This is a genomic window from Actinopolymorpha sp. B11F2 (genome assembly GCF_040195635.1).
Lineage (GTDB): Bacteria > Actinomycetota > Actinomycetes > Propionibacteriales > Actinopolymorphaceae > Thermasporomyces.
This window is the reverse complement of the sequence record NZ_JBEFTX010000005.1, coordinates 14,518-39,468: the sequence shown is the minus strand read 5'-3', so window position 1 is coordinate 39,468 and position 24,951 is coordinate 14,518. Positions and strand designations below refer to the sequence as shown.

Here is a 24,951-nt window from a genome sequence, read left to right as displayed (position 1 = left end):
GGGCGACCGGGCTGACCAATTCCTCAGGTGACTCGCGAGTCAGGCGACTTCCCTTCGAGCTCGTCATCTAAGGTCGGCGGCGATGCCTTCCCCACCTGCACGTTCGACCGCCGAAAGCAGCCTCGGCTACGGCCCGGCCGACATCGAGCGCTGGGTCGTCGAGCCGCCCAAGAGCGCCGGACGTACCCCGTTCGCCCGCGACCGCGCCCGGGTCCTGCACTCCGCTGCGCTGCGCCGTCTCGCCGCGAAGACGCAGGTCATCGGGCCCGGAACGGATGACTTCGTCCGCACCCGGCTCACGCACACGCTCGAGGTCGCCCAGGTCGGGCGCGAGCTGGGGCAGGCACTGGGCTGCGACCCTGACGTCGTTGACACGGCAAGCCTCGCCCACGACCTCGGGCATCCACCGTTCGGCCACAACGGCGAGGCCGCCCTCGACGAGGTGGCGAGCCAGATCGGCGGATTCGAGGGAAACGCCCAGACGCTTCGCCTGCTCACCCGGTTGGAGGCCAAGAGTTTCGCTGGGGGACCGGGCGAGGCAGGGTCCGGATCCGGGCGAAGTGCCGGCCTCAACCTGACCAGAGCCACGCTCGACGCGGCCACGAAGTACCCCTGGGCACGCGGCGAGGGGCCGGCGGAGATCAGCGGCAAGTGGGGCGTGTACGCCGATGATCTCGAGGTGTTCAGCTGGTTGCGGAAGGGGGTCGCCGGCGAGCAACGATGCCTGGAGGCGCAGGTCATGGACTTCGCCGATGACGTGGCCTACTCCGTCCACGACGTCGAGGACGGAGTGGTCTCCGGCCGAATCTCGCTGACGCGTCTCACCGACGCGGCCGAGCGCGGCACCGTCTGGAACGTCGTCCGCGACTGGTACCTCCCCGGCTGCGACGACGCCGAACTGGACGCCGCCTATGGCCGACTCCGGCGGTTCGGCTACTGGCCGGATGGGGACTACGACGGCCGGCGCCGCTCCCTCGCGGTCCTCAAGGACATGACGAGCCAGCTGATCGGCCGGTTCTGCGTCGCCGCCGAACGCGCCACCCATGCCGCCTTCGGCACGGGGCCGCTGACCCGCTACCACGCCTCCCTCGTCGTACCGCACGAGACCAGGGTCGAGATCGCCGTCCTCAAAGGGATCGCGGCCCGCTACGTGATGCGTTCAGGTGAGCGGATGGCGCTCCTGTCCGAACAACGCGACATCGTCCACGGGCTGGTGGCGGCGCTCCGACTGCAGGCGCCCCGCGGGCTCGACCACGCGTTCCAGGACGACTTCAGAGCGGCCGCCGACGATGCCGCCCGGCTGCGGGTGATCATCGACCAGGTGGCCTCGCTCACCGACGCCTCCGCGGTCGCACTGCATGCCGAGCTGACGCGGTAGGTTCGGCTGCATGGCAGACAACACCTCTCAGACGTTCGTCATCGTCGGCGCCAGCGTGGCCGGGGCGAAAGCCGCCGAGGCCCTGCGTTCGGAAGGTTTCGACGGCCGGATCGTGCTGGTCGGCGAGGAGGCGGAACTTCCCTACGAACGACCGCCGCTGTCCAAGGGTGTGTTGCTCGGCAACGACGAACCGTCCGCTGTGTATCTCCACGAGCAGGGGTGGTACGACGAGCAGCGGATCGAGCTGCGGCTCGGTGCCCGCGCGCTGCTGATCGACCGGGACGCGCACGAGGTGGAGCTTTCCGACGGGTCCCGGTTGTCCTACGACAAGCTGCTGCTGGCGACCGGTTCCTCCGTACGCCGGCCGAAGATTCCAGGCGGCGACCTCGACGGTGTCCTGTACCTGCGGACCCTCGCTGACTCGAACCGGTTGCGTGCGGCGTTCGCGGCCGGCCGCCGGGTCGTCGTGGTGGGTGCCGGCTGGATCGGCCTCGAGACGGCAGCTGCCGCCCGTGCCGCGGGTGCCGCCGTGACCGTGATCGAGCCGCAGCCGACTCCGCTCTTCGCGGCACTGGGGCGGGAGATGGGTGAGGTGTTCGCCGACCTGCATCGTGAGAACGGCGTCGACCTCCGCCTTGGCCAGAGTGTGACCGCGTTTCGCGGTGCCGGTCCTGGCGGCGCGACAGTGACGGCTGTCGTGACCGGTGATGGTGAGGAGGTGCCCGCCGATGTCGTGGTCGTCGGTGTCGGCGTCACACCCAACACCGAGCTGGCGGAGTCCGCTGGTCTCGACGTGGCCCACGGTGTGGTCACCGACGCGCGGCTGCAGACATCCGACCCCGACATCTTCGCGGCCGGTGACGTCGTCCGGTGGCAGTCGCCGGTGTTCGGACGCACGCTGCGGGTGGAGCACTGGGCCAACGCGCACGACGGCGGTCCCGCTGCCGCCAGGTCCATGCTGGGCTCGGACGCTGTGTACGACGCGATCCCGTTCTTCTTCTCCGACCAGTACGACCTCGGGATGGAGTACGCCGGCGACGTCGGGCCTGATGGCTATGACGAAGTGGTTGTACGCGGCGACGCGAAGGCGCGGGAGTTCGTGGCCTTCTGGCTGAGGGATGGCCGGGTCGTGGCTGGGATGAACGTCAACGTCTGGGACGTGCAGGACGACATCCAGGCCCTCATCCGCTCGGGCAGCACTGTCGACCGCGCTCGTCTGGCCGATCCGCAAGTCCCTCTCGGCGACCTGACCAGCTGACCTGACCAGCTGACCTGACCAGCTGAACTGACCTGTCGACTGGACAGGTCGGCGGGCGACCACGGTTTTCGCAGGCTGCGGGATTAGACTGCCAAGTGGCCAGGGCAGCCGGCCGCCTGCGCCTCGATCCCGAGGTTTGGTGAATGCCCGTCATCGTGCATCGGACCGCTGATCACTCGAACTCTTCTGCGGACGACCAGCAACGCAGGCGCCTGATCGCGTACCGCGAGAGGACTCGAGATGATCAACCTCCTTGGTGCCGACGATGTCAAGGCGATGGCGAGGCGGCTGCGCACCGCGCTTGCCGCCGACGGCACGACGATCAGTCACAGCGCAGCCCTGGAACTCACCGCCCGGCAGCTCGGAGCCCGGGACTGGAACACGCTCGTCGGGTCGCTGCCCGATGCCGCCCGGAACGACCGGCCTAAGCCGAAGCCGGGCGATCCCGTCGATGCGGTGCCGATCATCCGCATTTTCGACGTTGATCGAGCGTACGCGTTCTACTGCGATTACCTCGGCTTCGGAAGGGACTGGGAACAGCGCTTCGAGGATCACCAGCCGATGTACGCCCAGGTCTCCCGCGGTGACGTCCGGCTTCATCTGAGTGAGCACCACGGCGACGGGAGTCCCGGCATCGGCGTGCTCCTCACGACCCTGGACGTCCAGGCCCTGCACGACGAGCTGCAGAGCAAGGACTACCCGCTGAACCCGGCGATCGAGTCCGAAGAGCGAGGTCTCACGCTGGCAGTCATCGACCCGTTCCACAATCGGCTCGTCTTCCACCAGCCGGTCGACCAACCGGCCCGGGTCGACACCGTTGCCGCACCCTGGCGCCATCGGCTGCGCGTCTCCTGTTCGCCAGCGGTTGCGTTCGAGATCTTCACCCTTCGGATGGGCGAGTGGTGGGGCCCGGGTTACAACGCCCATCCAGAGGCGTACACGGGTGTGCGGCTAGAGCCGCGGGTCGGTGGTGCCGTGGTGTTCACCTTCGACGGGTATCCCGATCAATCCTGGGGCCGGGTTGCGGCGTGGGATCCGCCGCGGGTCTACGCCCAGGACTTCTGGCTGGCGCAGGATCCGGACTACCCCAGCCGGCTGACCGTCACGTTCACTGACGATGCCAACGGCACGGTCGTCGACTTTGAGCATGGCGGCTGGGTGCCGGGCAACGCCGTCTGGCGGAACAAGTTCACCGAGTGACCGATCATCCTGCGCAAGTACATCCGGTTCGCCGATCAACCCGCGTGAGCGCCGGCCACCTCGGTGGCCGGTGTGGCGGGCCGCCGAGGTCGTGAGGGAGCGCCGGCTTCACGTGCGGCACCGGGCGATCTTTCTCACCGCGGGAGGTGTTCGTTCCCTTCGACAACTTCTAGCTGCGGTATCGCTGGGTGACTGAGGTGATGTGCCAGCGGCCGTCAGATCGGCGTTGGGCCCTGTAGTTGTGGGCGTTTTTGGCGCGGTCGCGGTTGTGATGGTCGCAGGCGCGTGCGATGTCGTCGAGTTTGGTGCTGTGGTGGATCGCCCAGGGGTGAACGTGGTCCATTTCGCACCACGTGGCGGGGATGGGGCAGGTGTTGTAGGCGTGGGTGGCGAGGATGGCCTTGCGCATCCAGGGTGGGACGAGGCGGACGGTGGAGCCGAGGTCGAGGACCCGGCTCGTGCGTTGAGCACGATGCGGGTGAGTTTGAGGTGCTCGCCAGGCGGCGGATATGGGGTGCCGGGAGTGGGTGGCCGGTCGACAGGAGTAGTCCGGGTACCTCGCGGCTGGTGCGGCGTCCGCAGGTGGGACAACCGTTGCCGGTCCAGCCGTAGCCTCGGCCCGGTTCGCTGGCGCTGGCGACGGTCCGTTGTCGCTGTCAGTTTCGCCTGCGCCGGGTTTGTCGGCTGTCGGTGTCGCCTGTGTCGGTGTCGCCTGACTCGGTGTCCTGGTGCTCTTCGCCGTCGTCGGTGAGGGTTTCGGCGTTGACGAGGACGAGGAGTTCGGCGGTGACGGCTTGGACGAGGAGTTGGATGAGGACGTCGGCGTTGCGGATGGAGGTGGTGCGGGTGTCGTCGGCGCCTTGTTTGCGGCCATAGGTGTCGAACAACGTCTGAAGCCGGGCGGCCGCTTCGGGCCGGAGATAATAGGAGCCGGAGATGCCGCCGTCAGGTTCGCGGTGTGCGGTCATGAACCGTCTCCGGTGGGCCTTCTCGTCGTCGTGGTGACCGTCGGGATCGAGGACCTGGCGTAGGTATCGTCCGGCTCGGGCGATCTTCTCCACTGTAGGCCTGAATCGGGAACTGGCAGCCCGACTAACGCGGTCGCTGCGGACTCCAACGCGGCGAGCGTCGTGGCGGGCGAGTCCACCACCCCCGTGGTCGAGAACACGTTCCAATCCTAGTGGATCATGCCCCTTCCCCTTGTTCCGTTGGGTGATCGTCATCCATCCGGCGCGGCAGTCGCCTGTGGTCGCGGGTCGATACTGCTCAAGCCCGTGCGTCATCAGGCTGGCGCATAACCACACACAAATGGAATTGTGCCGACATAGCGGGTGAGGTCCGCCGACAGTGCACAGTCCGGTGTGTTCTCTACCAGCTGCGGATAACCCTGCGAAACAAGGCGACCGGGCTTCAGCTCCGTCCGGATCTGTGGCACGGTTGACCAACTCGGCGGGCAACGGCGCTCGCCGAGCCGAAGCTCTGGGTACGCATTGGACCATGCGGGCGGTTGCCCGCGGAGATCACGGGGGCGGCTGTCAGGACCGGATTGGCGGAGACCTCGTGAGAACGACATGAGTGCCGAGACCATCCCCGATGTCGTACGCCTGCTGACCGATCTCGTCTCCATCGACACCGCACACCCGGTGGGCAACGAGGGCAAGGCCGCTGCGCTGCTGGCCGAGATCATGGGCCGCAACGGACTCGACGTCGAGGTCGAGGAGATCGAACCGGGACGCGCCAATCTTGTTGCACGGTTGGAGTTCGGCTCGGCGACGCCCACGTTGATGTTGAACTCCCATCTCGACGTGGTCCCAGCCGGACCGGGATGGTCGATGTCGCCGTTCGCCCCGGTACAGAAGGATGGCCGGCTCTACGGACGCGGCACAGCCGACGCCAAGGCCAGCGTGGCCGCGATGGCGGTCGCCGCTCTCTGCCTGCGCGACCCGGGCGAAGCGGGGCAACTCTCCGGGACGCTCGTCTACACCGCCGTCATCGACGAGGAAGCCGGAAGTACGGGGGTACGACGGCTGCTGGAAAAGCACCGCGCGGACGGCGCGATCGTCGGCGAACCGACAGGGGGCCGGCTGTTCACCGCCCACCAGGGTTCGGTCTGCCCGGTCGTGGAGATCACCGGACGGGCCGCGCACGCAGGGGCGCCGGACCAGGGCGCCAACGCGATCGTGCACGCGGCCGCGCTGATCGAGTTGATCGGTGACTACGCGGGTGTCCTTTCCGGACGTGACCACTCGCTGGTCGGTGCGCCCACGGTGACGCCGGTGCTTGTCGAAGGCGGCGAGGCGTCCAACTCGGTGCCGGAACGGTGTCGGCTCACCTTCGATCGGCGACTGGTGCCCGGCGAGACCGAGAAGGACGCGCTCATGGAGATCGAGCAACTCCTCACGCAGTTCAACACCGACTACGCACCCGTCAATGCCGAGGTGGTGGGCTTCGCGCCGACCACCGGCGGCCCGTCCGAAACGCCGACCGGCCATCCGTTCGTCGTGAGCTGTCAACGCGGCCTTGTCGACGCCGGCCTTGCGGTGGAGGTGGGTGGGTTGGGCGTGAGCTGCGACATGTCCCATTTCCGGGCGGCCGGGATTCCCTGTGTGGTCACGGGTCCGGGAGGGGTCGAGGCGATGCACATCGTGGATGAGTACGTCGACCTCGAGGAGGTGCGCCGCTCCGTTCGGACCTACGACGCACTGGTGCGCGAACTCCTCCGACCAGGCTCCTCCTGGTGGCGGTGACTCCGGACCGAGGTCAGCTGAGCCGGCCGGCCGCGACGAACACGCAGACCGCGAAGATCGCGACGTTCGCGGCGACGTTGCGCCACTCCGCCGAGTTGGCCTGCGTGATCGCCAACCTACTGTGCGAGATCATCGCGCCCACCATGACGACGGCGAGGCCGACCGCGGCCCAGCCGGTGAGTGACGGCGCGATGTCCACGAGGCGCGGGACGATCAGCCCGACCACGGCGATGAGTTCACAGATCGCCGTCAGCCGTACGACCGGCAACGGAAAGGCCGCTGCTCCAGTCTGTCCGGTGGCGAGCAGCCGTTCGGTCGACATGGTCGATTTCGCGATGCCGGAGACCAGAAACAGTGCTGCCAAGAGGATCTGAGCGATCCAGAGCGCCGTGTTCATCCGACGAGTCCTCCCAAAAGCTGTGACCGGGCGCGGGTGCCCGGTCTTCTCAGGCAGAGGACGAGACGGTGGAGGCATCTGTGACAGCGCTCCGCCGACGGGCAGCCGCCCTATCCGTGGTCGAGCACCACGAGATCGAACAGGTCGAGGTGGGGCAACGTGAAGGTGACCGCGCCAGCAGCCGTCCTGGACGTTTCGAGCGGCATTCCCCGCCGGAGCGAGTTCGCAGCCGCCACGGTGGCGACGCCGGGAAGCTCGACCTGGATGTCGTGGATCGGCAGTGGCGGCCCGAACGCCCGCCCCCGCTGGCCCGAGTAGTTGATGAGGTGGACCAGCGTTCGGTGTGGGTCGTCCTGCGTACTCACGACGATCTCGACATGGGGAGGAGCGTCCGTCGAAAGCTGCCGGCCGCCACCCACCTCGTCGAGTGCGTGCACCAGGATGTCGCGGTGCTCGGGCCGGCCGAGGTCGTCGTAGAGCCCACCGATAGGCCAGGGAATGTAGGCCGTCCGCCCGGAGCCGTGACGGTGCCAGAGCAGCCCTGGATGGTCGGTCTCGACGTCCCAGTAGCACTTCTCCGGCGGGCCGTAGCGCGACGGCGGCACCAGGCCGAACGAACACACCGTATCCGGCCTCGGCTCGACATAGAGGTAGGCCCGGTCCAGGAGCACCAGGTCGCCCTCGGTCGCTCCCGGCAGGTCACCCGGATCCGTCACCCGCAGGTAGGCCGACCGCATCGCTCCCGGAGCTTCTCTCCGGTCGATGACGGTGGCGGCACCGAGGCTCCGCAGCGCGATTCCCGGACGGGGGGCTCCGGCGGCGTCGAAGCCCCCGGTGTCGTACGTCGCCACCAGCCCTCCGCCGGTCTCGACGTAACGGTCCAGCACCTCGGCCTGGTCGTCGGAGAGCACCGCGACGTTCGGCAGGACCAGCGCCTTGTAACGCCGCAGGGTGGAGTCGAGGGCATCCATGACGAGCAGGTGATCCAGCACGATGTCGAAGGGCACGTGGGACTCGACCAGCGCCCGGTAGACGCCCCGGATCTCGCCGCGCACCTTGTCGACGCCGGACGGCCCGCCGTACCGTTCTCCACTGCGTACCGACGACACCACGCCCACCTCGGCGGCGGATCGGACATCGGTGTAGAAGCGCGCATTGTCGCGGTGGAAGCAGAAGACGTCGCGGACGATGTCGAAACTCGTCGCGGGCAGCCGGTCAGGAGTGCCGACCAGGTAGGCCGACGGGTTGCCGCCGTGTGCGATCGTCTGGGCGAGGTACAGCCCGAGGTGCCCCTGCTGCTCGGGAACGAACCGGTACGGCATGTCGATGAACATCACCGAGTTGACCCACACCGGCTTGTCGGGCGCCGCCGTCCGACTGGTCCGCAGGAACTCGCCGGTGCCGTAGATCCACAGCGGCTGCGGCCGGTCGACGGCGTTGTTGGCCTCGTAGAACGTGATGTCGGGATCGTGGGCGAGGATCAGCGCGGTGTCGGGATTCTTGCCGGTGATGAGTTTCCGCACCCGGCCGGCGAGGTCGCCGAGCGTCTCGCGGGTGTACTCCAGCCACTGGACGTACGCCGGATCGTCCCAGTCGGCCCGGGTAGGCAACGGCCGGCCGTAGCGCTCGTCAAAGCGGCGTTGACAGTGCGCGCAGTGACACGGCCCGTGGTTGCGGCCGGAGTAGTCGCGCTGGCTGAAGTTGAACCAGTTGAAGAAGAAGCCGTCGACCGGATAGGTGTCGAGGATCTCGCCGAGAATCTCCTCCGACCGCTCCTGGTAGTACGGCGCGCTCGGGCACGTGCTCCAGAGCCCGTTGTAGATCTGGCGTTCACCGGTTGCGCTGACGAAGCACCAGTCGGGATGCTGCTCGGCGAGGTCGGCGTGCACCTTCGAGAAGTCGACGCGGGACAGCACCCGGACCCCGCGGGCGTGGGCGGCTTCGACCGCGTCGCCGATCAGGTCGCCGCTGGGCCGCTCGGCCAGCCATGGGCTCGGATGCTGGAACGCCAGCCGCGACGGATAGAACGACACGATGCCCGCGGTGTTGAGCAGCCACGTGTCGGCTCCGATGTCCTGGATGTGGTCGAGTACCTGCTCCACGTCGAGGCCCGCGTCGACCTCGCGGAGGTTCGTCTGATGCGTACGAAAGGGCTGATGCCACCAGCGGCTGGTCGTCGACATGGCCCCATCCTGCTACGCACGGACGGCGAGGACGGAGCACGACGTTCACAATCGGTCATCGCCGCACCGACCGGCGGGCGCTCAGAGGACGCCGGCGACCTCGGCGAAGTGGCAGGCGACCGGATGACCGTTGCCCCGGTCGACCAGGGCAGGCTCTTCGCTCGCGCAGACCTCCTGCGCCTTCCAGCAGCGGGTCCGGAAGCGACACCCGCTCGGTGGATCGATCGGACTCGGTACGTCGCCGGTGAGGATGACCCGCTCCCGGCGCCGCTCGACCGCCGGGTCAGCCGTGGGCGCGGCCGAGAGCAACGCCTGCGTGTAGGGGTGGGCCGGCCGGGTGTAGAGATCGTCGCGCAGTCCGGTCTCGACCACCTTGCCGAGATACATCACCGCCACCCGGTCGGAGATGTGCCGGACCACGGAGAGATCGTGGGCGATGAAGAGGTACGCAAGACCCAGCGTGTCCTGCAGGTCCTCCAGCAGGTTGACCACGCCCGCCTGCACCGAGACGTCCAGCGCCGACACCGGCTCGTCGAGCACCAGCAGCCTCGGCTCCAGGGCGAGGGCGCGCGCGATGCCGATCCGCTGCCGCTGCCCGCCGGAGAACTCGTGTGGGTAGCGGTTGCCGTGCTCGGGGTTGAGCCCGACCAGCTCCAGCAGCTCCGCGACCCTGGCCGGCCCGCCGCCACCACGCCAGCGGCGGTGCACCTTCAACGGTTCGGCGATGATGTCGTTGACCGGAAGCTTCGGGTTGAGGGAGGCGTACGGGTCCTGGAACACGATCTGGACGTCGCGCCGCACCTCCTGCATCTCCCGCCTGGGCAGGGTGGTCAGCTCCCTGCCGGCGAAGCGGACCGAGCCCGATGTCGGTTCGTGCAATTGCAGGATCGCCCGGCCGGTCGTCGACTTGCCGCAGCCGGACTCGCCGACGATGCCGAGCGTCTCGCCCGCGTCGACGTACAACGACACGCCACTCACCGCGTGGACCTGCCCGACGACGCGGCGGAGGAAGCCGCTACCGCGCACGGGAAATGTCATCACCAGGTCGGTGACCTCGAGCAGATGCTCGCCCTCGGCCCGTGGTGTCGGATCCTCGGCCGGGCGGTCGACCGCCGTGGTGGTGTGCGCGGGAGTCGCGGTCATGAGCCGGCCTCCCGCGTGAGCATCGCAGCCCGTACCTGCGGGGTCCCCGCGGAAACGTGAGCGGAGCGAGCGTTTTCGTGGGGTGCAGAAGCGGAGCGCGGGAGGCCGGCGGGTAGCACAGTCATGGGGTCGACGCCTCGCTCTCGGTACGGAAGTACGCGGTCGGATCGTCGCTCCCGGCCAGCGTCGACCAGTGGTGGCAGGCGGCCCGGTGCCCGTCGTCGTCGGTCGCGGTGAGGTCCGGTTCCGACGTACGACAGACCTCGTCGGCCAGCGGACAGCGCGGCTGGAAGGGGCAGCCCGAGGGCAGGCTGATGAGCGAGGGCGGACTGCCCTTGATCGGGCGCAGCCGCTCAGCGCTCGCCACGTCCAGCGCGGGGATAGAGCCCAGAAGCCCTGCGGTGTAAGGCATCCTCGGCCGATAGAACACGCTGTCGGTGTCGCCGATCTCGACCGGGCGCCCTGCGTACATCACGAGCACCCGGTGAGCCATACCGGCGATCACTCCGAGGTCGTGGGTGATCAGGATGATCGCGGCACCCACGGCGTCCTTGACCTCGAGCAGCTTCTCGAGGATCTGGGCCTGCACCGTCACGTCGAGGGCGGTGGTCGGCTCGTCGGCGATGATGACGTCCGGCCGGTTGATCACCGCCATCGCGATCATCACCCGCTGCCGCATACCGCCGGAGAACTCGTGCGGATAGGCGCGCAGCCGGGTCCGTGCCTGCGGGATGCCCACGAGGTCGAGCATCTCCTCGGCCCGCCCGAACGCCTGCTTGCGGGACATCACCTGGTGGGAGAGTACGGTTTCGGCGAGTTGGTCGCCGATCGTGCGTACCGGGTTGAGTGCGGTCATCGGGTCCTGGAAGACCATCCCGATCGCCCGGCCACGCAGGCCGCGCCGGCGCCGCGGGGACATCGTGAGGACGTCCTCGCCACGGAAGTGGACGCGACCCGTGATCCGTGCCGACTTCGGCAGCAGTCCCATGACCGCCATCGACGACACCGACTTGCCCGACCCGGACTCGCCGACGATGCCGAGGACCTCGCGTTCGTGCACGGCGTACGACACGCCCCGCACGGCCCTGACCAGGCCGTCGTCGGTCGGGAAGCTCACCGTCAGGTCCTCGACCCGCAGGATCTCCTCCCGTGAGGGCAGGCGCGTGTCGGCGAGTCCGGTGACCACGTGCGGATCCTGTGGCGGACCGTCGTCGGAGCCGAAATCCAGTACTTCGCTGCCGCGATCGAAGGCACTCGTCATCTAGTCACGCACCCGGTTCTGTCGGGGGTCGAACGCGTCCCGCAGGCCGTCGCCGATGAAGTTGACCGCCAGCGCGATGGCGATGATGAACGTTCCCGGCCACCAGAAGAGCCACGGGCGGGTCAGCATCGCGGCGCGGTACTCACTGATCTGCGTGCCGAGTGACGCGTCGGGTTTCTGGACGCCGAAGCCGAGGAACGACAGCGCCGTCTCGAGCAGGATCGCGCTCGCGATGGTGAGGGTCGCGCTCACCACGATGACGCCGATGGCGTTGGGCATGATGTGGCGGAAGATGATCCGCAGCGGGCGGGTGCCGGCGGCGCGTGCCGCCTCGACGAACTCCTTCTCGCGGAGCGAGAGGAACTCCCCGCGCACGAGGCGGGCCAGTTGCGTCCACACCACCAGGCCCAGGACCACGCCGAGCATGATGATCCCGGAGTTGCCCGCCATCCGTCCGACGACGGCGGCGATCACGACCAGCGGGATGGTGATCATCACGTCGGTGAAGCGCATGAGGACGGTTTCCCACCGCCCGCGGAAGTAGCCGGCGAGCGCACCCACCGTGCTGCCCACGACGGTGGCGACAAGACCCACGATGAACGCGATGGTGATCGACTGCTGCGCGCCGCGCATCGTCAGCGCGAAGTAGTCCTTGCCGACGTTGTCCTGGCCCAGCGGATGCTCGCCGAACCGGAACCCTTCTCCGCCGAGGAATCGAGGGACGACGCTGAGCGTCGGCCGGCCACCGTCGACCACCGGGGCGGTGGCGGAGTACGGCGTGTCCCACCATCCGGGGATCGGGCCGACACCGATGGAGCTGAACGAGAGGACGAGGATGGCGCCGAGCAGGACCATTCCGGCGAGGGCTGCGCGGTGCCGGAAGAACCGGCGCCGGATCATCTGCCCCTGCGTCCGCGCGACGACGGCCATTCCCTGCGCCTCGTCGGGGCTGGCGCCCGAGCCCGGCCCGGTGGGCGGGTCCGCCTTGGTCACTGTCGTCATCGGCGCCTCCTCTGCTCCATTCGTACGGCCTGGTCAGGACAAGCGGATGCGGGGGTCGAGGTAGGCGTAGGCGATGTCGGCGATCATGTTGAACACGACGATGGCCGTGCCGCTGACGATGAAGAACGCCATCACCCGAGTGGGGTCGACCTCCCGTAACCCTTCGCTGAACAGCCGCCCCATGCCCTGCCAGCCGAAGACCTCCTCGGTGATGATGGCGCCGCCGACGACGCCGGCGAAGTCGAACGCCATCAGGGTGGTGATCGGGATGAGCGAGTTACGGAACGCGTGCCGGACGATGACGCTGCGCTCGGTGAGACCCTTCGACCGTGCCGTGCGTACGTAGTCCTGGTTGAGGATCTCGAGCATGCTCGCGCGCGTGTACCGCGTGTAGGTCGCGAACGAGATCAGCACGAGCGCCATGCTCGGCAACGCGATGTGACCCGTGGCGTCCCAGGCCAGCTGCCAGAAGTCGCCTTCGAAGTTCGGGGTCCGCGCACCGATGGTGGAGATCGGCCGCCCCAGCACGAGGTCGCTGTAGCCCGAGAACGCACGCAGGAAATGGTCGAAGAAGATCAGCCCGGCCGAGAACAACCCGGTGAGCACCGCGGCCGACATTGCCTGCCGGCGCTGCAGTCCGCCGAGGACGTAGCCGATCGCCGCACTCACGACGACCGTCACGAGCGCCAGTCCGATGAGCAGGAACCAGGTCGGGTCGGCGAGGACCGGATCGAGGGCGAGGGAAAGGACCGAACCGAGGACCGCGGTGGTGAGTGCGGCGACCAGTGGGTCCCTGGCGCGGAGTCCGGCGAACAACGTCGTGGCGCCGAGTCCCGCCGCCAAAGACACGACCAGGACCACCGCGAAGCCCAGTCGGGGATCGGCGAACCAGCGGGTGAAGGACAGGTACGCGAGAATCCCACCGGTCGTGGCGGCCGCGACCCCGAACGCCGCCGCCCGGCGCCGTAGGTCACCCCCCAGAACCGCCGCCCACCCCACCCCCGCGACGAGCGCGAGGACGACGATGACGGCCAGGGGGATCGTGGGATCGCGCAGCCAGTTGTTGAACTCGATCGCGGCGTACTGCTTGAGCATCACGGCGACCCAGAACGACGGCAGCGAAAAGAAGAGGAACGACGCGAAGGTCACGGTGTAGTCGAATCCGGTGTACTGCCGGAGCGCGGTGACGATGCCGACCATGACACCGCAGATGATGGCGAGCACGGTGGCCGCGAGCACGAGCTGCAGCGTCGCCGAGACCGCCTGCCCCAGCAGGGTTCCGACCTCGACCCCGTTGCGGGCCGTGCCGAAGTCACCCTGCGCCACTGCGGTGAGCCAGCCGACGTAGCGCAGCGGGATGGGGACGTCGAGCTGCATGCGTTCGGTGCGTTCGGCGATCTTCTCTTCCCGCTGCGGGGTCTGGTCCTGCCGGAGATCGGCCAGCGGGTCGCCGGAGAGCGCCGTCAACGTGTAGACGAGGAACGTCGCGGCCAGCAGAACGAAGAAGGAGATGATCAGTCGGCGGGCGATGAAGGCGGTCACGGCCTGCTGCTCCTCTTCGGCATCCCACGCGTATGTTCGGCATCTCAGGCGTACGGGGACGGAAAGCTTGGAGCTCCGTCCCCGTACGCCTGTCTCACATTGAGTTCTGCGGCTGTGTCGTCAGCGTCAGGACATGGACCACTCGTCCATGTTCCAGGTGATCGACGCCTGGGACGGGTTGGGCTTGATGTTCGTCAGCGTGTCCGTCCACGCGGAAAGGGCCGGCTGCGAGTAGAGCGGAATCGTCACCAGGTCCTCCCAGAGGATCCGCTCGACCTCGCCGATCAACCTGGCCTGCTCCTCGGAGTCGAGCGTGGCGTTGAGCTCCTTGATCAGCTTGTCCACTTCCGGGTTGGAGTAGCAGCCGTTGTTGTTGCCCTTGCCGGACGGCGTGCAGGCGGTCGGCGTGGTGAAGGTCGACGCCCAACCGCTCACCAGCGACGACCCGGCCCAACCGAACAGTGCGACATCGAACCGGTTCGTCGCGAGGTCACCGTCTGCCTCGAAGAAGTTCTCCGCACCAGCGTCGACCACCTTGAAGCCAGCCTTGCCGCAGGAGTCCGCGATCAGCTCGACGACCTGGGTGCGGCGCGGGTTCGGCGTGTTGTACCCGAGCTTGACCTCCATGCCTTCGTTGCCCGTCTCGGCGAGCAGTGCCTTCGCGCCCTCGATGTCAGGCTCGGCGTACGCGTCCATCTGCGCGGCCTCGACGACCGCTTCGTAGCGGGGGTCGAACGGCGCGACGTTGCGGACGTCCATCGGCTCCGCGTCGGCCTGCTCCGGCTTGATCAGGTTGTCGACGATCAGCTTCCGGGGTACGCACTTCGTGAACGCCTCGCGCAGCTTCCGGTCCGAGAAGGGGTTGTTCTTGTTGAAGTTGAAGTCGAGGTGGTCATAGAGGTACTGCGTACCTGTCTCGACCTTGACGCCCTGAGCCGACTCGAGCTGGTTCAGCAGGTCGGGGTTGGTCTGCGGCTCGATGATGTTGACTTCACCGTTCTGCAGAGCCTGCACCTGCTCGTCCTGCACGATGAAGCGGATCACGACGTTCTTCACCGCCGGCGGGTCGCCCCAGTACTTGTCGTTGGCGGTCAACGTGATCGACTGACCGGCGTCCCACTTGCTGAGCTTGTACGGACCAGACGACGGGATCAGCGACTCCTCGGCCAACTTGCCCGGCTCCATGACCCAGCCGGAGTTGTAGAACTCGGCCGCCTTGGCGAGGGCTTTGTCGTCCTGGCTCTTGACCGCGTCGATGAACTCCTGCTCGCTGAGCCCACCCTGCTCCGCGACCACGTGGGCCGGCATGAGGTCGGCGGCGCCGGGTCCACCCTGACCCTCCCAGTCGGCGAACGGCTCCGAATAGCGGAACGTGAAGTCCTTGTCCCCGGCGGCGCAGTCCGGGACCTCGATGAGCTCGACGCCGGTCGTGCCGGAGGTCGAGAACAGGTCCTTGCCGACCTTGCCGGAGTTCGCGGCCCAGAACAGCAGGATGTCGTCGCAGTCGATCGGCGTACCGTCCGACCAGGTGGCCTTCGGGTTGATGGAGTACTCGATCGTCAACGGGTCGTCGGAGGTCTTCTCGTACGTGCCGAACTCGGTGTTGGGAGCGACCTCGCCCTTGTCGTCGAAGTACCAGAAGCCGGTGAGCACGCGCTGCAGCACGATGTTGTTCTTGCTGGCGTTGTTCTCAGCGGTGTTGCCGTTGTAAGCGTCGATTTCCTGTTCGAAGGTGTGGGTGATGGTGACCGCGGCCGGTGCCTTCGGGCCCGCGCCCTCGTCGCCACCGGTGTCGTCCCCACCTCCGCCGCCCCCGCCGCAGGCGGCAGCGAGGAAGAGCGCGACGCCTGCGCCCAGCCCCAGAAGTCGGCTGCGTCTCCGATTAGTCCGCACGGCATAGCTCCCTGTGATTGTTCGGTAGAGGCATCCGATGCCGCCGCGATGTGCCCGGCGCAGTCGGGTGGCAAAAGATGACCACCAGGCCATGGATGCTGGCAAGTGGTTGCGGGCGGAGTGTTACGGAAACGATGCCCGGCACGCCCCAGGCGAGCCGTGATCGCCACCGGCCGTGTGCCGCGCGTCCCCGGCGGGTCCGCCAGCCGTAGACTCGCGAACATGGCCGGCCGGATCCGCGACGACGACATCGCGCTGGTCCGCGAACGGACGCGGATCGACGAGGTGGTGTCGCAGTACGTCACCTTGCGGCCCGCGGGTGCGGGGTCGATGAAGGGCCTGTGTCCCTTCCACGACGAGAAGTCTCCGTCGTTCAACGTCCGCCCCCAGCTCGGTGCGTTCCACTGCCTTGCCGGGGAGACGGAGGTGCTCACCTGGCAGGGTCCGCGGCCCATCCGGGAGCTTGCAGGTGGCGTGCATCGGGTGCTCGGACGGCACGCCGACTGGATTGAGGCGCCCTTCCGGTCGTACGGCGTCCAGCGCTTGTTCAAGATCACGCTGACGCGGAACCAGCAGGTCAAGGAGCTGTACGCGACCGACGGGCACCGCTGGTTCGTCAGGTCCGGCAGGACGCTGGAGTCGACCCGCGAGGCGTTGACGACTGACCTTCGTCCCGGGCACCGACTTGCGTACGTCTATCCCAGGTCGGGGATCCGTCAGACCACGCCCTCGCCGTTCGGTATCGCGCACGGAATCACGTACGGTGACGGAACTCTGAACGGCACGGGCGCCATGGCGAAGCTGTGCCCGCCCAAGGACGCCGAGCTCCTCAAATGGTTTCCGAACAGCTACGTGAGCGCCGACGGCGACAACCTGCTCGTCCATCACCTGCCGCGGTTCTTCAAGTCCCTGCCGTCCCTCGACGAATCGGTCCCGTATCTGTACGGCTGGCTGGCGGGCTACTTCGCGGCGGACGGCTGCGTGGCGGAGGACGGCACCGTGATGCTGAACTCCGCCAAGTGGGAGAACCTCGAATTCGTCCGGACCGTCTGTACGCGCCTGGGCATCGGCACGTTCGGGGTCACGATGCAGATGCGGGAGGGTTTCGCTGGACGCGAGCCGAGCCCTCTCTACCGCGTCCACTTCGGGGGCGACGATCTCACTGAGGAGTTCTTCCTCCTCGACGTACACCGGCGCCGATTCGAGGCGACGCCCAAGAACTACGTCCGGCGCGGTTGGGTGGTCCGCTCCGTCGAGCCGACCGACCGGGTGGAGGAGGTCTTCTGCGCGGAGGTCGAGGACGGACACGCGTTCGTGCTCGCCGACAACGTCCTCACGGGCAACTGCTTCGGCTGTGCCGAAGGCGGAGATGCCATCTCGTTCCTGCAGAAGATCGAGGGCCTCGGCTTTGTGGAGGCGGTTGAGCGCCTCGCCGCGCAGGCGGGCATCACCTTGCGGTACGAGGACGGCGGTCGGCCCGAACGCAAGGAGCACGGCAGCAGGGCGCGGCTCATCGAGGCGCACAAGGCGGCCGCGGACTACTACGCCGAGCAGCTGCACGACTCGCCCGATGCCGCCGCCGGGCGGACGTTCCTGTCCGAGCGCGGGTTCGACAAGGCGGCGGCCGAGACATTCGGGATCGGCTTCGCGCCACGCGGACCCGGTTCGTTGCTCTCCCACCTGCGCGGACGCGGGTTCGCCGACGAGGAGCTCGTCACCAGCGGCCTCGTCGCCACCGGTGCACGTGGCCGCTACGACCGGTTCCGCGGCCGACTCGTCTGGCCGATCCGTGAGCTCGCCGGCGACGTCGTCGGCTTCGGGGCCCGCCGGCTCTTCGACGACGACCGGGTCGAGGCGAAGTACCTCAACACCCCGGAGACGCCGATCTACCACAAGAGCCAGGTGCTGTACGGCGTCGACCTGGCCCGCCGCGAGATCGCCCGGCGACAGCAGGCGGTGGTCGTCGAGGGTTACACCGACGTCATGGCCTGCCATCTCGCCGGCGTGCCCACCGCGGTGGCGACGTGCGGTACCGCGTTCGGTGAGGACCACGGGCGGGTGTTGCGACGGCTGCTCCTCGACCACGACGAGTTCCGTGGCGAGGTGATCTTCACCTTCGACGGCGACGAGGCCGGTCAGCGGGCGGCGATGCGGGCCTTCGACGGTGACCAGCAGTTCGTGTCCCAGACCTACGTCGCAGTCGAGGCGTCCGGCATGGATCCGTGCGACCTGCGCCTGGCACACGGTGACGCCGCGGTCCGCGACCTGATCGCCCGTCGGGTGCCGCTCTACCGCTTCGTCCTCGGCAATGTCCTGCGCCGCTACGACCTCGACCGCGCCGACGGCCGGATCGACGCCCTGCGGGCGACCGCCCCGCTGTTCAGGTCCGTCCGCGACAAGGCCAAGGCCGGTGCGTACGCCCGCGAGCTGGCCGGCCTGCTCGGGCTGGAGGTCGAGGAGGTCCGCGCCGAGGTCGGGCGAGCGATGGGTGCGGCCGAGAACGACGGTCGGAAGGGTCAGGGCCGGGGGACCGCCCGGGTCCGGGGTGCGGCTCCGCCGGAGCGTCCGAACGTCCCCGCCACACCGCTGCCCGACCGCGACGACCCGCGCCTGACGGTGGAGCGGGAGCTGCTCAAGCTGGTCATGCAGTCGCCGACGCTCGCCGGTCCCGCGTTCGACTCGCTCGAGGACGAGGTGTTCACCCATCCGGGCTACGTGGCCGTGCGCCATGCGATGGCGGCGGCCGGCGGCGCGGGGACCTCGGCCGGCGGTGACGCCTGGGTGGCCGGGGTCGGTGACAAGGCTGTCGACGACGGCGTACGTGCCCTCGTGACGGCCTTGGCCGTCGAACCCCTCAGGGCCACGGCGGGACCGGACCAGCGGTACGCCAGCTCGTTGCTCGCCAGGGTCCAGGAGCTGGCGGCGGCCCGGCAGATCGCCGACGTGAAGTCTCGCCTGCAGCGGATGAACCCGGTCGAGCAGACCGAGGCCTACAACAGGCTCTTCGGCGAACTGGTCGCGCTCGAGCAGCACCGTCGGGCCCTCCGTGACCGCGCCATCGGTGGCCTCGACTGACGCCAGTCACCGGCGGCTGGCCGCCTGATCGGCGCGGCGGCTAGGTTTTGGGCATGCCGAAGGTTGCCGGGATCGACTCGTCCACCCAGTCCTGCAAGGTCGTCGTCTGCGACGCGGAGTCCGGTGCGGTGCTCGCGGAGCGCGCAGCACCCCATCCGGACGGAACCGAGTGTCCGCCCCACGCCTGGTGGGCCGCTCTCCAGGAGGCGGGCGACGGGCTGCTCGACGACGTGGCGGCCGTCGGCGTCGCCGGGCAGCAGCACGGGATGGTCACGCTGGACAAGTCCGGCAGCGAGGTCCGGCCGGCGCTGCTCTGGAACGACACCCGCTCCGCCGGGGCCGCCACCGACCTGATCGACAAGCTCGGCGGACCGCAGGCGTGGGCCGACGCGACGGGATCCGTACCCCTCGCGAGCATGACCGTCACCAAGCTCGCCTGGCTGGCCGAGCACGAGCTGGCGAACGCCGACCGGGTGGCCCAGGTCATGCTTCCCCACGACTACCTCACCTGGCAGCTCTGCGGGCGTCCGACCACCGCCACGACCGACCGCGGAGACGCGTCCGGCACGTTGTACTGGTCACCGGTCACAGGCGAGTACCGGACCGACCTGCTGGAGCTCGCCTTCGGTCGTACGCCGGAACTGCCCACGGTCCTCGGCCCGGCAGAAACAGCGGGGGAGACCTCCAGTGGTGCGCTCGTGTCTGCCGGCACGGGCGACAACATGGGCGCTGCCCTCGGCCTCGGCATCGGCGCGGGCGACGTGGTCGTGTCGCTCGGCACCAGCGGCACGGTCTTCGCGGTGCACGACCGGCCGACCACCGACGGGTCGGGCATCGTCGCCGGCTTCGCCGATGCCACCGGCCGGTTCCTTCCGCTCGTCTGTACCCTCAACGCCGCGCGGGTGATCAACGCCACCGCGGCGATGTTGGGCACGGACATCGAAGGCTTCAACCGGTTGGCGCTGGCCGCCGCACCTGGCGCCGGTGGCCTGGTGCTTCTGCCCTACCTCGACGGCGAACGTACGCCCAATCTGCCTGACGCCGCGGGTTCTCTGCACAACCTGCGACGTTCCGCCATGACTCCGGAGAACCTCGCCCGCGCCGCGGTCGAGGGGATGCTGTGTGGCCTCGCCGACGGGCTTGACGCCCTGCGTGACCAGGGTGTGGTCGTACGCCGGATCCTGCTGATCGGTGGTGCTGCCCGCTCACCGGTCGTACAGGCCGTTGCGCCGCTCGTCTTCGGGGGCCCGGTCACGGTGCCGACGCCGGCCGAGTACGTCGCACTGGGTGCGGCACGGCAGGCGGCCTGGGCGTTGGCCGGGGGCGCGGCACCGCCGGAGTGGACTCTCGCGGAGAGTGTCGCCGAACGTACCCGGGACGTCGACCCGGACGCGGGCGCGCAGATCCGTGCCGCCTACGCGAACGCCCGGACGGCCCTGCACGGATAGTGGCGACGGCGCGCGCGGGCGGTCCGTCCGTGATTGGTCCCCTTCATGAGTGGGGATGGTGCCGTTCGGGGAGGGACGATGGCGATAGTTCCGGGCGGCGCTGGTGCGCGTCGCCGTCTTGTCGTACGACAACGGCTCCGTGAGCGCCGACGCGATCTCGGGCTCACGCAGAAGCAGGTGGTCAGCCGGTTGGCCCGGCTCGGCATGCTCACGACCAACAAGGCGCTGAGCAGCCTCGAGCACGGCACCGGCCTCGACGTCGCAAAGCTTCCAGAGCTCGCGCGAGCACTCGAGTGCACGATCACCTATCTACTCGGGCTGACGTCCGACCCGGGCCGGTGGGAACCTGATCCACGACCCGCACCCCAGCGGCCGGCGCCGGTGCGCCAGGAGTCCCGGGTTCCGCCGGTACGCGAGCAGGCCGTGCGTGAGCAGTCTGAGCGGGATCGATCGACTCGTGAGCAGGCCGCGCGTGAAGTGGCTGTGCGTGAGCAGTCTGAGCGGGAACGATCAGCGCGTGAGCAGGCCGCGCGGGAACGATCAGCGCGTGAGGAGTCCGTGCGCGACTCCACGGCGGACGAACACTCATCCACGCGGGAGCCGATCCGCGAACCGTCGTCGGTCTGAGCAGGCGCCGCCGACCCGACGCCGCCCGTCTTGACCCGCCTCGTCGACAGGTCTAGTTTGTTCGGGACCTGAACGAATAGGCGGTTGCCAGACCCGGGAGGCGGCTGGGTGACAGATGCGCCGACGCGCCTCCTCGGGAGGGCGGATCAGGGCGCCGTACGCAGGGCCAATCTGGCGGTCGTCGTGCGCGCCCTGCGCTCCAGTCCTCGCACCCGAGCCCAGCTGACCGCGGACACCCTGCTCACCAAGGCCACGGTGTCCAGCCTGGTCGGCGAGCTTTCCACCCGCGGTCTCGTCCGCAGCCATGAGCCCACCAAGGCCGGCCTGGTCGGCCGCCCCGGGCAGCAGGTCGAGCTCATCGGAGAGCGGGTGCTGGCGGTGGGGCTCGAGCTGAACGTCGACTACCTGGCCGCGGTCGTCCTGGACCTGACCGGGGAGCGTCGGGCCAAGGCGCGTACGGCCCTCGATGTCTCGGCGAGCGTCGAGGACACCGTGGACGCCGCTGCCGACCTGATCGCTAGGGTGACAGCTCAGGCGGAGACCGCGGGCAACGTGCTCGCCGGCGTCGGGGTCGCCGCTCCCGGGCTGGTCGACGCCGCCTCCGGGCAGGTCCGGGTCGCACCGAACCTCGGATGGCGTGATGTCGCCCTACGTGACCTGCTCCGGCGACGGCTGCCCAGGACGCGCGTCATGGTCGACAACGAGGCCAACCTCGCGACCCTCGCGGAGTACGCCGCCGTCCAGGACGTGGCGGCCACCGACCGCGACCTCATCTACCTCACGGGCGGCATCGGCATCGGCGGTGGGATCGTCGTCAACGGCGAGGTGGTCCGGGGGAGTGCGGGGTACGCCGGTGAGGTCGGACACCTCGCAGTCGCACCGGCACCGGACGGCGAGCGCTGCGGCTGCGGTCGGCGTGGCTGCCTGGAGACCGTGTGCGGACTCGGTGCTCTCCTGCGGCTGGCCGCCGACGAGGCGGATCCCGTTCACGATCACGGCCGCGACCTCGACGAACGCCTGGACCTGCTGATGTCCCGTGCCACCGCGGGCGACCCACGCACCCTCCGCGCATTCGCGCAGATCGGTCGTGCGCTCGGCCATGGCGCCTCGATGCTCGTCAACCTGGTCAACCCCCGCGTGCTTGTGCTCGGCGGCTACTTCGCCCGGGTCGGCGAGTTTCTCCGTGAGCCGGTCGAAGCCGAGCTTGCCGAGCGGGTCGTCGCGCCCGATCTTGGCGGCTGCCGGATCACGCTGTCCCGCCTGGGCCTCGCCGCCGCCGCGACAGGCGCGGCGCACTCAGCCCTGCAACCCGTCCTTGACGACCCCACCCTCGTGCCTGCCCTCTCACCCCGGCATGGGGCGCACGCAACCCTAGAGAAGGAGATCGGATGAACGACTACACACCGACCCCCGAGGACAAGTTCTCCTTCGGGATGTGGACCGTCGGATGGCAGGGCGTGGACGTGTTCGGTTCCGCGGTCCGCGAGCCGCTCGACCCGGCCCACGGCGTGCGCAAACTGGCCGAACTCGGTGCGTACGGCGTGACCTTCCACGACAACGACCTCTTCCCGTTCGAGGCGAGTGCCGCTGAGCGTGACCAGGCGGTCGCGAGTTTCCGCAAGGCGCTCGACGAGACCGGGCTGGTCGTGCCGATGGCGACCACGAACCTGTTCGGGCACCCGATCTTCAAAGACGGCGCGTTCACCGCCAACGACCGGGCCGTCCGCCGGTTCGCGATCCGCAAGGTGATGGACAACATCGACCTGGCGGCGGAGCTGGGTGCCACCACGTACGTCTGTTGGGGCGGCCGTGAGGGCGCGGAGTCCGGGGCGGCGAAGGACATCCGCGCCGCGCTGGACCGGATGAAGGAGGCCTTCGACGTCCTCGGGCAGTACGTGATCGACCAGGGCTACGACATCCGGTTCGCGGTCGAGCCCAAGCCGAACGAGCCGCGCGGCGACATCCTGCTGCCGACGATCGGGCACGCGATCGCGTTCATCAACGAGCTGGAGCACCCTGAGATGGTCGGCCTCAACCCCGAGGTCGGGCACGAGGAAATGGCCGGAGTCAACTTCGCCCACGGGATCGCGCAGGCGCTCTGGCACGGCAAGCTCTTCCACGTCGACCTCAACGGCCAGCACGGTCCGCGGTTCGACCAGGACCTGCGCTTCGGGGCAGGCAACCTGCGCGGGGCGTTCTGGGCGGTCGACACCCTCGAGACCGGAGGATATGACGGTCCGCGACACTTCGACTTCAAGCCGCCACGGACCGAGGACATGGAGGGTGTCTGGGAGTCCGCGCGCGGGTGCATGCGCAACTATCTGATCCTGCGTGAGCGGTCACGTGCGTTTCGTGCCGACCCGGAGGTGCAGGAGGCGCTTCGTACGTCCAAGCTGGACGAGCTGGCGCGGCCGACTCTGGCCGCGGGCGAGACCTACGCGACCCTGCGCGAAGAGGATTGGGGCGACGCGGCCGTCGATGCCCTGGCCAACCGTGGCATGGGCTTCGAGCGGCTCGACCAGCTCGCGATGGACCACCTGCTCGGCGTCCGGTAAGCAAGGGCTCGGCATCCGGTAAGGAGAAGAGGACCACGTATGGGTGACAGCAAGCCGACGCTCGGCGTAGGCATGGTCGGCTATTCCTTCATGGGGAAGGCACACTCGCAGGCCTGGCGTACCGTGAACGCCGCCTACGACCTGCCGTACCGCATCGAGATGGCCGCCATCGGTGGCCGGAACGAGGACAAGGTGCGCGCCGCCGCGGACTCCCTCGGCTGGCGGTCGTACGAAACGGACTGGCGGCGGATCGTCGAGCGCGACGACATCGGCCTGGTCGACGTCTGTACGCCGGGCGGCAACCACGCTGAGCTCGCCATCGCCGCGCTCGAGGCGGGCAAGCACGTCCTGTGCGAGAAGCCGCTGGCCAACACGGTCGACGAGGCGCGCGAGATGGTGAAGGCGGCGGAAGCGGCCTCGGCCAAGGGCGTGAAGTCGCTGGTCGGCTTCAACTACCGGCGGGTGCCGGCGGCCGCCTACGCCCGCCAACTCGTCGCCGCCGGCAAGCTCGGCAAGATCAGGCAGATCCGGGCGGTCTACCTGCAGGACTGGCTCACCGATCCCGAAGCGCCGCTGGTGTGGCGGCTGCAGAAGGAGCTCGCGGGTTCCGGAGCGCTCGGTGACATCGCCTCGCACATCGTCGACCTCACGCAGTTCATCACCGGGCAGAGGGTGACCGGTGTGAGCGGGCTGACCGAGACGTTCATCAAGGAACGCCCGATCCTGCTGGAGACCGAGGGCCTGGGTGGATCGGGTTCGGCAACGGAGCGGGGCGAGGTCACGGTCGACGACGCCTCGCTGTTCATCGCCCGACTCGACGGTGGTGCGGTGGCGACGTACGAAGCGACCCGCTTCGCCACCGGACGCAAGAACGGCCTGCGACTCGAGATCAACGGTGAGAAGGGCTCGCTCGCCTTCGACCTCGAACGCCTGAACGAGCTCGAGGTCTACTTCAGCGACGACGACCCCGCCACGCAGGGCTTCCGCCGCGTCCTCGTCACCGAAGCCGACCACCCCTACATGTCGGCGTGGTGGCCGCCCGGTCACATCATCGGCTGGGAACACACGTTCACCCACGAGGCGCGCGACCTCGTGACGGCGATCGGCGACGGGAGCGATCCGGCGCCGAGCTTCGCCGACGGCCTGCAGGTGCAGCAGGTCCTGGAGGCCGTACTCGCGAGCGCCGAGTCCGGCTCGAGCTGGGTCCCCGTCACGTCGTAGAAGTCGTAGAAGGAGAAAGAC

The 24,951-nt window shown here is 68.7% G+C and carries 19 protein-coding genes and 1 pseudogene; 11 read left to right on the top strand and 9 right to left on the bottom strand.

From position 1 onward, the window contains the following. The first annotated feature begins 82 nt into the window (after window positions 1-82). From ABN034_RS11085 to ABN034_RS11075, 3 genes are all read left to right on the top strand, one after another. Window positions 83-1,378 carry a deoxyguanosinetriphosphate triphosphohydrolase gene (locus ABN034_RS11085; protein ID WP_349690910.1) on the top strand — a complete coding sequence of 432 codons (1,296 nt, stop codon included), beginning with the start codon at window positions 83-85 and terminating at the stop codon, window positions 1,376-1,378. Window positions 1,379-1,388: 10 nt separating this feature from the next. Continuing rightward, the gene (locus ABN034_RS11080; RefSeq protein WP_349690909.1) at window positions 1,389-2,636 is read left to right on the top strand and encodes an NAD(P)/FAD-dependent oxidoreductase; all 1,248 of its coding nucleotides are present in this window, start codon (window positions 1,389-1,391) and stop codon (window positions 2,634-2,636) included. A gap of 240 nt (window positions 2,637-2,876) precedes the next feature. Then, window positions 2,877-3,836: a glyoxalase superfamily protein gene (locus ABN034_RS11075; RefSeq protein WP_349690908.1), complete on the top strand. Its 960-nt coding sequence runs from the start codon at window positions 2,877-2,879 to the stop codon at window positions 3,834-3,836. 169 nt (window positions 3,837-4,005) lie between these two features. On the opposite strand, the gene ABN034_RS11070 is transcribed toward ABN034_RS11075, so the two are convergent. Further along, on the bottom strand, window positions 4,006-4,245 hold the full coding sequence (locus tag ABN034_RS11070; protein WP_349690907.1) for an HNH endonuclease: 240 nt from the start codon (window positions 4,243-4,245) through the stop codon (window positions 4,006-4,008). A 247-nt stretch (window positions 4,246-4,492) separates the two neighbouring features. Next, complete coding sequence (locus ABN034_RS11065) at window positions 4,493-5,059, bottom strand: DUF222 domain-containing protein (protein ID WP_349690906.1); 567 nt, start codon at window positions 5,057-5,059, stop codon at window positions 4,493-4,495. A gap of 348 nt (window positions 5,060-5,407) precedes the next feature. On the opposite strand from ABN034_RS11065, the gene ABN034_RS11060 reads away from it, so the two are divergent. Beyond that, window positions 5,408-6,583 (top strand): M20 family metallopeptidase, encoded by a 1,176-nt coding sequence (locus ABN034_RS11060; protein WP_349690905.1) that lies wholly within the window; start codon window positions 5,408-5,410, stop codon window positions 6,581-6,583. A gap of 13 nt (window positions 6,584-6,596) precedes the next feature. Here ABN034_RS11060 and ABN034_RS11055 read toward each other — a convergent pair whose 3' ends face one another. The 7 genes from ABN034_RS11055 to ABN034_RS11025 form a co-directional block, all read right to left on the bottom strand. Then, complete coding sequence (locus tag ABN034_RS11055) at window positions 6,597-6,980, bottom strand: DoxX family protein (protein ID WP_349690904.1); 384 nt, start codon at window positions 6,978-6,980, stop codon at window positions 6,597-6,599. Window positions 6,981-7,090: 110 nt separating this feature from the next. Further along, on the bottom strand, window positions 7,091-9,163 hold the full coding sequence (locus ABN034_RS11050) for a beta-galactosidase trimerization domain-containing protein (protein ID WP_349690903.1): 2,073 nt from the start codon (window positions 9,161-9,163) through the stop codon (window positions 7,091-7,093). Window positions 9,164-9,244: 81 nt separating this feature from the next. Continuing rightward, a complete protein-coding gene (locus ABN034_RS11045; RefSeq protein ID WP_349690902.1) occupies window positions 9,245-10,306 on the bottom strand; it encodes an ABC transporter ATP-binding protein in 1,062 nt (353 codons plus the stop codon). Between the two features lie 121 nt (window positions 10,307-10,427). Next, window positions 10,428-11,567, bottom strand: coding sequence for an ABC transporter ATP-binding protein (locus ABN034_RS11040; protein WP_349690901.1), 1,140 nt, complete (start codon window positions 11,565-11,567; stop codon window positions 10,428-10,430). After that, window positions 11,568-12,569: an ABC transporter permease gene (locus ABN034_RS11035; RefSeq protein WP_349690900.1), complete on the bottom strand. Its 1,002-nt coding sequence runs from the start codon at window positions 12,567-12,569 to the stop codon at window positions 11,568-11,570. 33 nt (window positions 12,570-12,602) lie between these two features. Beyond that, window positions 12,603-14,111 carry an ABC transporter permease gene (locus ABN034_RS11030; protein WP_349690899.1) on the bottom strand — a complete coding sequence of 503 codons (1,509 nt, stop codon included), beginning with the start codon at window positions 14,109-14,111 and terminating at the stop codon, window positions 12,603-12,605. A 126-nt stretch (window positions 14,112-14,237) separates the two neighbouring features. Beyond that, window positions 14,238-16,004 carry an ABC transporter family substrate-binding protein gene (locus ABN034_RS11025; RefSeq protein WP_349690898.1) on the bottom strand — a complete coding sequence of 589 codons (1,767 nt, stop codon included), beginning with the start codon at window positions 16,002-16,004 and terminating at the stop codon, window positions 14,238-14,240. Window positions 16,005-16,226: 222 nt separating this feature from the next. On the opposite strand from ABN034_RS11025, the pseudogene ABN034_RS34335 reads away from it, so the two are divergent. The 7 genes and pseudogenes from ABN034_RS34335 to ABN034_RS10995 all read left to right on the top strand — a co-directional run. Beyond that, window positions 16,227-16,412: pseudogene (locus tag ABN034_RS34335) on the top strand (CHC2 zinc finger domain-containing protein); the annotation flags it as partial. Window positions 16,413-16,796: 384 nt separating this feature from the next. Beyond that, a complete protein-coding gene (dnaG, locus tag ABN034_RS11020; protein ID WP_502879029.1) occupies window positions 16,797-19,079 on the top strand; it encodes a DNA primase in 2,283 nt (760 codons plus the stop codon). A gap of 53 nt (window positions 19,080-19,132) precedes the next feature. Further along, window positions 19,133-20,527, top strand: coding sequence for a xylulokinase (gene xylB / locus ABN034_RS11015; protein WP_349690896.1), 1,395 nt, complete (start codon window positions 19,133-19,135; stop codon window positions 20,525-20,527). A 78-nt stretch (window positions 20,528-20,605) separates the two neighbouring features. Beyond that, complete coding sequence (locus tag ABN034_RS11010; RefSeq protein WP_349690895.1) at window positions 20,606-21,154, top strand: hypothetical protein; 549 nt, start codon at window positions 20,606-20,608, stop codon at window positions 21,152-21,154. A gap of 108 nt (window positions 21,155-21,262) precedes the next feature. Next, entirely contained in the window at window positions 21,263-22,546 is a 1,284-nt protein-coding gene (locus ABN034_RS11005) for an ROK family protein (RefSeq protein WP_349690894.1), read from the top strand. Beyond that, window positions 22,543-23,709: a xylose isomerase gene (xylA, locus tag ABN034_RS11000; protein WP_349327695.1), complete on the top strand. Its 1,167-nt coding sequence runs from the start codon at window positions 22,543-22,545 to the stop codon at window positions 23,707-23,709. Before ABN034_RS11005 ends, xylA begins: the two co-directional genes overlap by 4 nt. Before the next feature lie 39 nt (window positions 23,710-23,748). Then, window positions 23,749-24,930 (top strand): Gfo/Idh/MocA family protein, encoded by a 1,182-nt coding sequence (locus ABN034_RS10995; protein WP_349690893.1) that lies wholly within the window; start codon window positions 23,749-23,751, stop codon window positions 24,928-24,930. Window positions 24,931-24,951: the final 21 nt, after the last annotated feature.

Excerpts from the sequence above, each read along its gene's own strand:
- ABN034_RS11085 (WP_349690910.1), top strand. The coding sequence starts at position 83 with ATGCCTTCCCCACCTGCACGTTCGACCGCCGAAAGCAGCCTCGGCTAC.
- ABN034_RS11080 (WP_349690909.1), top strand. The coding sequence starts at position 1,389 with ATGGCAGACAACACCTCTCAGACGTTCGTCATCGTCGGCGCCAGCGTG.
- ABN034_RS11075 (WP_349690908.1), top strand. The coding sequence starts at position 2,877 with ATGATCAACCTCCTTGGTGCCGACGATGTCAAGGCGATGGCGAGGCGG.
- ABN034_RS11070 (WP_349690907.1), bottom strand. The coding sequence starts at position 4,245 with ATGCGCAAGGCCATCCTCGCCACCCACGCCTACAACACCTGCCCCATC.
- ABN034_RS11065 (WP_349690906.1), bottom strand. The coding sequence starts at position 5,059 with ATGACGATCACCCAACGGAACAAGGGGAAGGGGCATGATCCACTAGGA.
- ABN034_RS11060 (WP_349690905.1), top strand. The coding sequence starts at position 5,408 with ATGAGTGCCGAGACCATCCCCGATGTCGTACGCCTGCTGACCGATCTC.
- ABN034_RS11055 (WP_349690904.1), bottom strand. The coding sequence starts at position 6,980 with ATGAACACGGCGCTCTGGATCGCTCAGATCCTCTTGGCAGCACTGTTT.
- ABN034_RS11050 (WP_349690903.1), bottom strand. The coding sequence starts at position 9,163 with ATGTCGACGACCAGCCGCTGGTGGCATCAGCCCTTTCGTACGCATCAG.
- ABN034_RS11045 (WP_349690902.1), bottom strand. The coding sequence starts at position 10,306 with ATGACCGCGACTCCCGCGCACACCACCACGGCGGTCGACCGCCCGGCC.
- ABN034_RS11040 (WP_349690901.1), bottom strand. The coding sequence starts at position 11,567 with ATGACGAGTGCCTTCGATCGCGGCAGCGAAGTACTGGATTTCGGCTCC.
- ABN034_RS11035 (WP_349690900.1), bottom strand. The coding sequence starts at position 12,569 with ATGACGACAGTGACCAAGGCGGACCCGCCCACCGGGCCGGGCTCGGGC.
- dnaG (WP_502879029.1), top strand. The coding sequence starts at position 16,797 with ATGGCGAAGCTGTGCCCGCCCAAGGACGCCGAGCTCCTCAAATGGTTT.
- xylB (WP_349690896.1), top strand. The coding sequence starts at position 19,133 with ATGCCGAAGGTTGCCGGGATCGACTCGTCCACCCAGTCCTGCAAGGTC.
- ABN034_RS11010 (WP_349690895.1), top strand. The coding sequence starts at position 20,606 with ATGGCGATAGTTCCGGGCGGCGCTGGTGCGCGTCGCCGTCTTGTCGTA.
- xylA (WP_349327695.1), top strand. The coding sequence starts at position 22,543 with ATGAACGACTACACACCGACCCCCGAGGACAAGTTCTCCTTCGGGATG.
- ABN034_RS10995 (WP_349690893.1), top strand. The coding sequence starts at position 23,749 with ATGGGTGACAGCAAGCCGACGCTCGGCGTAGGCATGGTCGGCTATTCC.